At 64.6% G+C, this 9,136-nt stretch carries 12 protein-coding genes and 1 pseudogene; 3 read left to right on the top strand and 10 right to left on the bottom strand.

The window, feature by feature from the left end; all coding sequences use genetic code 11:
• The 5 genes and pseudogenes from EN738_RS36940 to EN738_RS24970 all read right to left on the bottom strand — a co-directional run.
• Positions 1-74, bottom strand: a pseudogene (locus EN738_RS36940) (isoprenyl transferase); the annotation flags it as partial.
• Between the two features lie 32 nt (positions 75-106).
• A complete protein-coding gene (gene frr, locus EN738_RS24985) occupies positions 107-661 on the bottom strand; it encodes a ribosome recycling factor (RefSeq protein ID WP_127286039.1) in 555 nt (184 codons plus the stop codon).
• Between the two features lie 123 nt (positions 662-784).
• Positions 785-1,507, bottom strand: a complete 723-nt coding sequence (gene pyrH, locus EN738_RS24980) for a UMP kinase (RefSeq protein ID WP_127286038.1) — start codon at positions 1,505-1,507, stop codon at positions 785-787.
• A gap of 156 nt (positions 1,508-1,663) precedes the next feature.
• The gene (locus tag EN738_RS24975; RefSeq protein WP_127286037.1) at positions 1,664-2,773 is read right to left on the bottom strand and encodes an aldo/keto reductase; all 1,110 of its coding nucleotides are present in this window, start codon (positions 2,771-2,773) and stop codon (positions 1,664-1,666) included.
• Between the two features lie 32 nt (positions 2,774-2,805).
• A complete protein-coding gene (locus EN738_RS24970; RefSeq protein WP_127286036.1) occupies positions 2,806-3,333 on the bottom strand; it encodes a nuclear transport factor 2 family protein in 528 nt (175 codons plus the stop codon).
• 116 nt (positions 3,334-3,449) lie between these two features.
• On the opposite strand from EN738_RS24970, the gene EN738_RS24965 reads away from it, so the two are divergent.
• Positions 3,450-4,376 (top strand): LysR family transcriptional regulator, encoded by a 927-nt coding sequence (locus EN738_RS24965; RefSeq protein WP_127286035.1) that lies wholly within the window; start codon positions 3,450-3,452, stop codon positions 4,374-4,376.
• A gap of 27 nt (positions 4,377-4,403) precedes the next feature.
• Here EN738_RS24965 and tsf read toward each other — a convergent pair whose 3' ends face one another.
• From tsf to EN738_RS24940, 5 genes are all read right to left on the bottom strand, one after another.
• On the bottom strand, positions 4,404-5,324 hold the full coding sequence (gene tsf, locus EN738_RS24960; RefSeq protein WP_127286034.1) for a translation elongation factor Ts: 921 nt from the start codon (positions 5,322-5,324) through the stop codon (positions 4,404-4,406).
• Between the two features lie 118 nt (positions 5,325-5,442).
• Positions 5,443-6,222, bottom strand: a complete 780-nt coding sequence (rpsB, locus tag EN738_RS24955; protein ID WP_127286033.1) for a 30S ribosomal protein S2 — start codon at positions 6,220-6,222, stop codon at positions 5,443-5,445.
• Between the two features lie 178 nt (positions 6,223-6,400).
• Positions 6,401-7,012: a LysE family translocator gene (locus tag EN738_RS24950; RefSeq protein WP_127286032.1), complete on the bottom strand. Its 612-nt coding sequence runs from the start codon at positions 7,010-7,012 to the stop codon at positions 6,401-6,403.
• On the bottom strand, positions 7,009-7,287 hold the full coding sequence (locus EN738_RS24945) for a DUF4031 domain-containing protein (RefSeq protein ID WP_126054457.1): 279 nt from the start codon (positions 7,285-7,287) through the stop codon (positions 7,009-7,011). Before EN738_RS24945 ends, EN738_RS24950 begins: the two co-directional genes overlap by 4 nt.
• Before the next feature lie 57 nt (positions 7,288-7,344).
• Positions 7,345-8,175 carry a cell envelope integrity EipB family protein gene (locus tag EN738_RS24940; RefSeq protein ID WP_127286031.1) on the bottom strand — a complete coding sequence of 277 codons (831 nt, stop codon included), beginning with the start codon at positions 8,173-8,175 and terminating at the stop codon, positions 7,345-7,347.
• Positions 8,176-8,313: 138 nt separating this feature from the next.
• Between EN738_RS24940 and EN738_RS24935 the strand changes: the two genes are divergently transcribed.
• Both EN738_RS24935 and EN738_RS24930 read left to right on the top strand, forming a co-directional pair.
• Positions 8,314-8,778 carry a RidA family protein gene (locus EN738_RS24935; RefSeq protein WP_127286030.1) on the top strand — a complete coding sequence of 155 codons (465 nt, stop codon included), beginning with the start codon at positions 8,314-8,316 and terminating at the stop codon, positions 8,776-8,778.
• A 14-nt stretch (positions 8,779-8,792) separates the two neighbouring features.
• A partial coding sequence (locus tag EN738_RS24930; protein WP_281034325.1) for a glycerophosphodiester phosphodiesterase family protein occupies positions 8,793-9,136 on the top strand: 344 nt, incomplete at its 3' end.

Below are 9,136 nucleotides of genomic sequence, written 5' to 3'. Positions count from 1 at the left end.
CGCGGCATGCCGCGCGCCTTGGCCCAGCGTCCATTTCCATCCATGATGATCGCGACATGCGCGGGCGTTGCCATGGTCTCGCTTTCGGGCCGGTGAAGGACCGACCCTAAACCTGCATGATTTCAGCTTCCTTATCGGAAAGCAGATGGTCGATGGTGCTGATCATCTCATCGGTCAGTTTCTGCACCTGGTCGGAACGCTTGCGGTGGTCGTCCTCGCCGATATTGCCGTCCTTTTCGGCCTTCTTGAGGAAATCCATGCCGTCACGGCGGACATGGCGGACAGCGACGCGGGCATTCTCGGCATAGCCGTGCGAAATCTTGACCAGTTCCTTGCGGCGCTGCTCGTTGAGTTCGGGCAGCGGGATCCTGAGATTGGTGCCGTCGACGATCGGGTTGAAGCCGAGATTGGATTCGCGGATCGCACGGTCGACGGCGCCGACCATCGCCTTGTCCCAGACCGACACCGAAAGCATGCGCGGCTCTGGCACGGATACGTTCGCCACCTGGTTGATCGGCATCGAGGTGCCGTAAGCCTGGACCTGGATCGCGTCGAGCAGGTTGCTGGACGCGCGCCCGGTGCGCAGCGAGGCCAGATCATGCCGGAACGCGGCGATCGCCCCGTCCATGCGCCGCTTGAGGTCGTCGAACTCACCACTCATCATCGTCTCCTCGACCCGTTTGCCGGGTTCACTGTTCAGGGCAACGGCCCCGTGCTCGAGCCTCGTTCCGAAAACCGGCTGTCGCTTTCATTAGCGGGCTTCCGGTTCGGATTACGCTCCGGATCAATCGTCCGCAACGACCGTGCAGCGGCCGCCGCCCCTCAGAATCTCGCCAAAACCACCCTTCTCGTGGATCGAATAGACGATTATCGGAATGTTGTTTTCGCGCGCAAGTGCAATCGCTGCCGTATCCATGATCGAAAGCCCGCGTTTGATCACTTCGGCATGGCTGATGCGCTCGAAGCGGGTCGCGTTGGGGTCCTTCTTGGGATCGGCGGAGTAGACGCCATCCACCTGGGTGCCCTTGAACAGCGCGTCGGCGCCGATTTCGGCGGCGCGCAGCGCCGCGGCCGAATCGGTGGTGAAGAACGGGTTGCCGGTGCCGCCGGCGAAGATGACGACCTTGCCCTGATTCATGTAGGCAGTGGCCTGGCGCTGGGAGAAGCTCTCGCAAAGCTCCGGCATGGCGATTGCCGACAGCACCACGGCCTCGACGCCGATCTTATTCAGCGAGGTGCGCAGCGCCAGCGAGTTGATGACGGTGGCAAGCATGCCCATGTGGTCGCCGGTGACGCGATCGCCGCCCTTGGACGCAACCGCCACGCCGCGAAAGATGTTGCCGCCGCCGATGACGACACCAACCTCGATGCCCATCGCGCGCGCCTCGGCGATATCGGCGGCGATGCGGTCGACGACCGACACATCGATGCCGAAATGCTGCTCGCCCATCAACGCTTCGCCCGACGCTTTCAGCAAGACACGTCGGTAGAGGGGCTTCGCCGTCATCTGAACCTCGTCATTGTGCGTGTGATGCGCCTGGGGTGGCCGCCCTCGCGCAGGCGCCGCGCCAAAACAGCGGCGCGATGCGAGTTCCGATACACGAAGGGCGCCGCGATGTCACGCGGCGCCCCTGCGCAATCCCCGCCCGCCGGCTGCGGCCAATCAGTCGCTGGCAACGCTGACGGCTTCGCCTTCGATGAGCACCGGCGACGCATAGCCCGCAGGTTTGTCGCCTGTCGTGGCGCCGCCAGTGACGCGGCCCTGTATCTCGAAACCGAAATAGGAATAGGGGAATGGCGCGGGGGACCGGCTCGCCTCGTCCAGCCTGCCGCGAAGATCGGCGGGAATCGAAAAATCCAGCGCGCCGAGATTGTCCTGCAGCTGGCCGAGCTTCGTGGCGCCGAGGATGACCGAGGCGATCCCCGGCTGCGTCGCCACCCAGTTGAGCGCCACCTGCGGCATGCTGCGGCCGAGGTCGGCGGCAACCTTTTCGAGCTCCCCCACGATCTTCCAGTTGTGCTCGGTGAATTTCTGGAACCCCGGATGGGTGGTGTTGCGAAACCCATCGAGCCGGCCGGCATTTCCGGCCTGCGCCGGCCGATACTTGCCGCTGAGCAAGCCGCTGGCCAGCGGGCTCCAGACCATGATGCCCGCCCCGTGACGCGTGCCGAAGGGGACGAACTCATGCTCGATCGAACGTTCGACGAGCGAATATTCGAGCTGCAAGGCCGAAACCGGCTCGTAGCCGCGCAATTCGGCAATCGCCTGGGCGCGGCCGGCATACCAGGCCGGCACGTCCGACAGACCGATATGGCGCACCTTGCCCGCGCGCACCAGGTCGTCCAGCGTGCGCATGACCTCTTCGGCCGGCGTCAGCCTGTCCCAGACGTGAAGCAGGTAGAGGTCGATATAATCCGTGCCGAGCCGCCTGAGCGAGGCCTCCACCGCGCGCATGATGTTCTTGCGGCCATTGCCGCCGCTGTTCGGATTGCCGGGCTCGGTGTTCATGGTGAACTTGGTGGCGATCACGGCCTTGTCGCGCAGCCCGCGCTCGGCGACGAATTCGCCGAGCCAGGTCTCGCTCGTGCCATTGGTATAGAGGTCGGCGGTATCGAAGAAATTGCCGCCTGCCTCGACATAGGCGTCGAACATCGAGCGGGCGGTTTCCCGGTCGGCTCCCCAGCCCCATTCGGTGCCGAACGTCATGGTGCCGAGTGCGAGACGACTTACCCGAAGGCCGCTGTTGCCGAGCGTGTAGTAGCTCATAGTCATGGTGTTGTTCCGATCCAGATTGACGCCGCCTTTCAGCGGCCGGGAGTGGCCTTGACCCACGGGTTGCCGCGCTCGTGCGTCATGCGGAACGTGAACCCATCCACTTTCCAGCCGGCTTGCGTGCGGGTCAGGTGGTGTTCGTAGGTGCCCCAGACTTCCCAGAGCGGGTCGCCATTGCCTTCCATCCGGTTCCAGGCGTAGCCGTTCGACGACACGGTGGCGCCATTGCCGTCGAATGCCACCTGGTGGTTGGTGCGCAGGTGCAGGCTGGTCTTGCTCCCCTTGAGGTTCGCCGACCATGTGCCGATCAGCTCGTCGGAAGGGATGGTGGCCGGCGGCTGTCCGGAGAGGCTGCTGAAGTCCACAGTGACGCGATCTGCGAAGTAACTGCGGGCATGCGGCCAGTCCTGTGCGTCGACGGCGCGGTCGATGGCGTCGGCGATGCGGATGACGGAGCGCTCATCGGCGAGCGCGCGCCAGTCGGGCGATTCCGCTCCGCCGGCATCGACCGGCGCCAGCGCAATGCCGGCCGCGAAAGTGACGTGCTTCAACGCATTCATTTCATCTTCTCCTCGTACATCAGCCCGCTGCCGATGGTGCTGGCGACAATGTGGGCCTATGTACAAGAATCGATAAGATTGCATTGTTCGCAATGACTATGCGATATCGTTCAGCAATGGATCGCGATCTGCTCAGCCATCTGCCAGTCGTCGTCGCCGTGGCGCGGCGCGGCGGCTTCGCGCTTGCCGCGGCGGAGCTCGGCATGAGTCCGTCGGCGGTCAGCCATGCGGTGCGTCTTGTCGAGGAGAGGATCGGTCAGCCGCTGTTCGCCCGCACGACGCGCAGCGTCTCGCTGACCGAGGCCGGCAAGGCATTGATCGAGACGGCGGCCCCTGCCCTGCAGGACATCGCCGAACGCATGGACCGCATCCGCGGCATCGGCGGCCGTCCGGCCGGGCTGCTCAGGATCAACGTGTCCCATATCGCCATCCCCCTGGCGGTGACGCCCGTGGTGGCGGCAATGGCGGAACGCTATCCGGACGTGACCGTCGAGCTGTTTGCCGATCAGGGCCTCGTCGACATAGTTGGCGAAGGTTTCGACGCCGGCATCAGGTTGGGCGAGATGATCGCGCAGGACATGGTGGCGGTCCGGCTGACGCCGCCATTCAGCGCCGTGATGGCCGCTTCGCCGGCCTATGTCGGACAACGCGGCCGTCCCGCCAGCGTGGCCGATCTCGCCAGCCACAATTGCGTCGGCTACCGCCTCGTGCGCAGCGGCGCGCTCTATCGCTGGGACCTGAGCGAGGACGGCAAGGACGTCTCGGTGGAGACGCACGGCACGGCAGTCGTCACCGATTCGCTCGCCGCGATCGACCTCGCGCTTGCCGGGGTCGGCATCATCTACGTGTTCGAGCCGCTGGTGCGCGCTCACATCGCCGCCGACCGCCTCGTGCAGATCCTGCCGCAATCGGCGATCGAGGAACCCGGCCTGTTCCTCTATTTCCCGCGCCGGGCGTCGATGGCGCCGAAGCTCAGGGCCTTCATCGATACCGCACAAGAAATCGGCCGGGCATCCTCGCGGACGCCCGGCCGTGCTGCCTGAGCTCTGTAGCCTTACTTGTGCTTCGGGCTATTTCTTGACCGCTGCCGCGACTTCCGCGGCGAAATCGGTCTCTTCCTTCTCGATGCCTTCGCCGAGCGCGAAGCGCAGATAGGCAGTGATCTTGGCCGGCGCGCCGATCTCCTTCTCGGCATCCTTCAGCGCCTTCTCGACGGTGATGTCGGGATTGAGCACGAAGGCCTGCTTGAGGAGCACGACCTCTTCGTAGAACTTGCGCAGACGGCCTTCGACCATCTTCTCGATGATCGCCTCCGGCTTGCCGGACTGGCGCGCCTGGTCGGAGAAGATCGCCTTCTCGCGCTCGACGGCCGCCGGGTCGATCTGCTCGGCGGTCAGAGCCATCGGGTTGGTGGCGGCGACGTGCATGGCGACCTGGCGGCCGAAGGCGTTGGCGGCATGCTCGTTGCCGGTGGTCTCGATCGCCACCAGCACGCCGAGCTTGCCGAGGCCGTCGGCGACGGCGTTGTGCACATAGGTCGCCACCGCGCCGTGCGGCACGCTGAGCTTGGCCGAACGACGGAAGCCCATGTTCTCGCCGATGGTGCCGACCGCGTCCTTGATGGTCTCGGTGACCGACTTGTCGGAGCCCGGATATTTGGCGGCGGCCACCGCTTCGGTGGTGCCGTAGGCGAGCGCCACCTTGGCGACGTTGGCGACGATTTCCTGGAAGGCAGCGTTACGGGCGACGAAATCGGTCTCGGAATTGACCTCGACGACCGCAGCCTCGCGCACGCCGGAATCGACACCGATCAGGCCCTCGGCGGCGGTGCGGCCGGCCTTCTTGTCGGCCTTGGAGATGCCCTTCTTGCGCAGCCAGTCGACGGCCTCTTCCATGTTGCCGTTGGTCTCGTTCAACGCCGCCTTGCAGTCCATCATGCCCGCGCCGGTCAAGTCGCGGAGTTCTTTGACCTGTGCAGCCGAAATGCTCATTGTCGCCTCTTTGTTTCAAATGCGCCGACGCACCATCGATTCTCGATGATGCGCCCGGCGACAGCGCTTAGCGCGCCAAGATATTGGAAAGATGAAGGCCGGAACCGGCCTTCGCTATTTATGCTTCCGGGGTCTCGGCCGCCGGAGCATCGAGCGCCGGCTCGACCGGAGCCTCGACCGAGGCGCCGATGTCGACGCCGAGCGCGCCCTGCTGGCGGGCGATGCCGTCGATGGCAGCCTTGGCGATCAGGTCGCAGTAGAGCTGGATGGCGCGGGCCGCGTCGTCATTGCCGGGGATCGGGAAGTCGATCTTGTCCGGGTCGCAGTTCGAATCGATGATGGCGACGACCGGGATGCCGAGACGCTTGGCCTCGAGGATGGCGATCGCTTCCTTGTTGGTGTCGATGACGAACATCAGGTCCGGCGTCGAGCCCATGTCCTTGATGCCGCCCAGCGCCTTGTCGAGCTTCTCGCGCTCGCGGTCGAGGTTGAGGCGTTCCTTCTTGGTCAGGCCCTGGGCCTCGCCGGCCAGCAGCTCGTCGAGCTTGCGCAGGCGCTGGATCGAGTTCGAGATCGTCTTCCAGTTGGTCAGCATGCCGCCGAGCCAACGCGAGTTGACATAGTACTGGGCCGAGCGCTGCGCGGCGTCGGCGACGATTTCGGACGCCTGGCGCTTGGTGCCGACGAACAGCACGCGGCCGCCCTTGGCGACGGTGTCCGACACCTGCTTGAGCGCCTGGTTCAGCAGCGGCACCGTCTGCGACAGGTCGATGATGTGGATGTTGTTGCGGGCGCCGTAGATGTAGGGCGCCATCTTCGGGTTCCAGCGGTGGGTCTGGTGGCCGAAGTGAATGCCAGCTTCCAAAAGCTGACGCATGCTGAAATCAGGCAGAGCCATTCTCAAGTTCCTTTCCGGTTGGCCTCCACGGACACAGGCATTTTCGGACCGTGGTCCTCGAACGCCACCGGAGGTTTCAGCCGGATTTCTCCCGGGCAGACACCAAAGTCCGTGTGTGGAATGAGCGCGCATATAGAGGGGATGCGCGACAAACGCAAGCGCCCCGGCCGTCTGCCGATCAGCGTGCGACGATCAGCGCACCCGTGCCGATCATGGCGCCGCCGGCAAACCTGTTCATCAGCCGCATGCGCCTGGACGTCGTGAACCAGCCTGAGGCCCGCCCGGCGAGTGCCGCGTAGACGCCCATGGTGACGATGTTGACGCTGATCACGACCGCGACAACCAGCAGCCCGTCGGCGAACGTCATGGTGTCGAGGTCGAGGATCAGCGGCATGATCGAGGCGTGAAACAGGATTGCCTTGGGGTTGCCGAGCGCGATTGAGGCGCCAAGGAAAAACGAGCGGGAGAGCCTCGCCTGGGGTGCCTGCGCCGCCTCCGCATGGGCAGCCGCCGAGCGCCACATCCTGATGCCGAGGAACACCAGATAGGCAGCGCCCGCATATTTCAGGACGAGGAACACCCATTCGAAGGTCTGGGCCAGCGCCACCAGGCCGAGCAGCGCCAGGATCACCAGCACCGCGTCGCCGGCGGCAATGCCGACACCGGCCATGAAGGCGCGGACAAAGCCACGCGAGACGCCGTTGGTGATGACCGCGAACATTGCCGGGCCGGGCGTGGCGGCGGCGAGCGTGATCGCGGCGCAGTAAGCCAGAAATGCCGTCAGCGTCATGGCCGTATCTTCCCGTTCGGCACCCGCACGCGGCGAAAGATCGCAACGATCTCCTCGCGGCTGCATTCGATGGCGCCAAGCCGCACGGCCCGGTCGCGCTCGAAGCCGGTTATGTCATAGTGCGGCGCCGATGTCTTGGGCGGCCCCTGGTAGGACGAACGCTTGAGGCCGAGTTCGGTGGCGAAGCGATGCAGTTCGTCGGTGTCGTCGGCCATCAGATGGCACCAGCGGTGGCCGGCCCATTTCCAGATCGCCGCGTCGACATAGATCGCCATCAGGCCTGCCGCTTCCCTCTTCAGCGCCGACGGCCCTGCGAGTCGATTTGCCTTCGACTATTTCGATGCGGGACAGGGTTTCGACTGGTCGAACAGCGACAGATTGACCAGCTTGCCGGTCATCGAGAAGTCGCCATAGTCCATGACCAGGTCGCGGGTGATGCCGTTTTCGTGCAGCTTGAAGCTGATCCGGTACTCCGGCACCTCCTCGCCGCTTTTGTCGGTTTCGTCGAAATAGGCGATGTCGACCGGCCAGTATTTGTCGGCGGCGAGCTTGGCCAGCGCCGGCGCTTCCGGGTCGGTCTTGTCGGCGTCGGTCTTCTTACCGACGACGACCGTCGTCGTCATCACCTTGTTGGCGTCTTCCGACCCGTCGAACAGGTTGGTTTCATAGAAGCTCTCGCCCTTCTCGGCCTTGCCGATCAGTTCCACCAGATGCTGGGTCGGGAACTGGGTGGCGGCGAGCTCCAGGCTGTTCTTCTCGGGCTTGTCGATGTCGACCTTGAGGCCCTTGGCCTCCCTGGTCGCCATGCCCTTGACCTCCTTGTCGAGGTTCTGGTCGACGAAGGACTTGGTGACGAAGGAGAACGTCTTGCCTTCGGCATCCTCGAAAGTGGTCGTCTGCTGATCGGTCAGGCGCGTGTTGTCGTTGGTGACGATCTGGGTGACGAAGCGGAATTTCACCGTGTAGCCTTCGCAAGGCGAGCCATTGAACTCGTACACCATGCGGCCCGAAATACCGGTTATGCCGGAGCGGTCGGATGCCTTGTTGAGGGTCAGGTCGTAGACCGCGCGATGCGCCTGCAGCGCCGGAACGGCAAAGGCGGGAGCCACCAGGAACAGCGCTGGCACAAGGATGGCAGGGAATGCTAGGCGCTTTGCGCGCATATGGTGCTCCGATCGTCGCGGCTGATGGCAGGCCGCAGGGAAAGATGGTCCAGCTTAAAAAAAGTCGTGGCGGAAGCGAGGCAAAAATAGCAATTTCGGCCCGGCTCGCGCTGCGTCTTCAAGCAATAGGGAAATACGATGAGTGAAACAATCGAAAAGCGGCTAAGCGATCTCGGCGTCACGATTCCGGCCGCCGCCGCGCCGGCCGCCAACTACGTGCCCTATTGCCGGACCGGCAATCTGCTGTTCACGGCGGGGCAGTTGCCGCTCAAGGACGGCAAGCTGCAGGCGAGCGGCCTGCTCGGCCGCGATGTCGATACGGCGGCCGGCAAGGAAGCCGCAAAATACTGCGCCATCAACATCCTGGCGCAGGCCAAGGCAGCGCTCGGCGATCTCGGGAAGATCCGGCGCCTGGTCAAGATCACCGTCTTCGTCGCCTCGGCGCCCGACTTCGTCGAGCAGCATTTGGTCGCCAACGGCGCTTCCGATTTCCTGGTCGCGGTGCTGGGCGAAAACGGCAAGCACGCCCGCTCCGCCGTGGGTACCGCCTCGCTGCCGCTCAACGCGGCGGTGGAAATCGAAGCGATCTTCGAAGTCGAATGAGCCGGACTGACATCATGACCGATCTTTCCTGGCTGACCGCCCGGCCCGTGGCCCACCGCGGCTTCCACGACATGAACAAGACGCGCTGGGAGAACACGCTGTCGGCCTTCGCAGCCGCCGCCGAGCGCGGCTACGCGATCGAATGCGACGTGCATCTCTCGTCGGACCGCGTTCCCGTCATCATCCATGATGGCGATCTCAAGCGGCTGACCGGTGAGGACGGCTTCGTCTGGCAGCGCACGGCGGCGGAGCTCTCGGCGCTCAAGGTCGGCGGCACGGCCGATCATGTGCCGACGCTGCAGCAGGCGCTCGACCTGATCGACGGCCGCGTGCCGCTGGTGGTCGAACTGAAGGGCAC

Origin of the sequence: Mesorhizobium sp. M4B.F.Ca.ET.017.02.2.1 (genome assembly GCF_003998955.1) — a bacterium.
GTDB lineage: Bacteria > Pseudomonadota > Alphaproteobacteria > Rhizobiales > Rhizobiaceae > Mesorhizobium > Mesorhizobium abyssinicae.
Note: the sequence above shows the minus strand (reverse complement) of the source record. Positions and strands in the feature narration are given on the sequence as shown.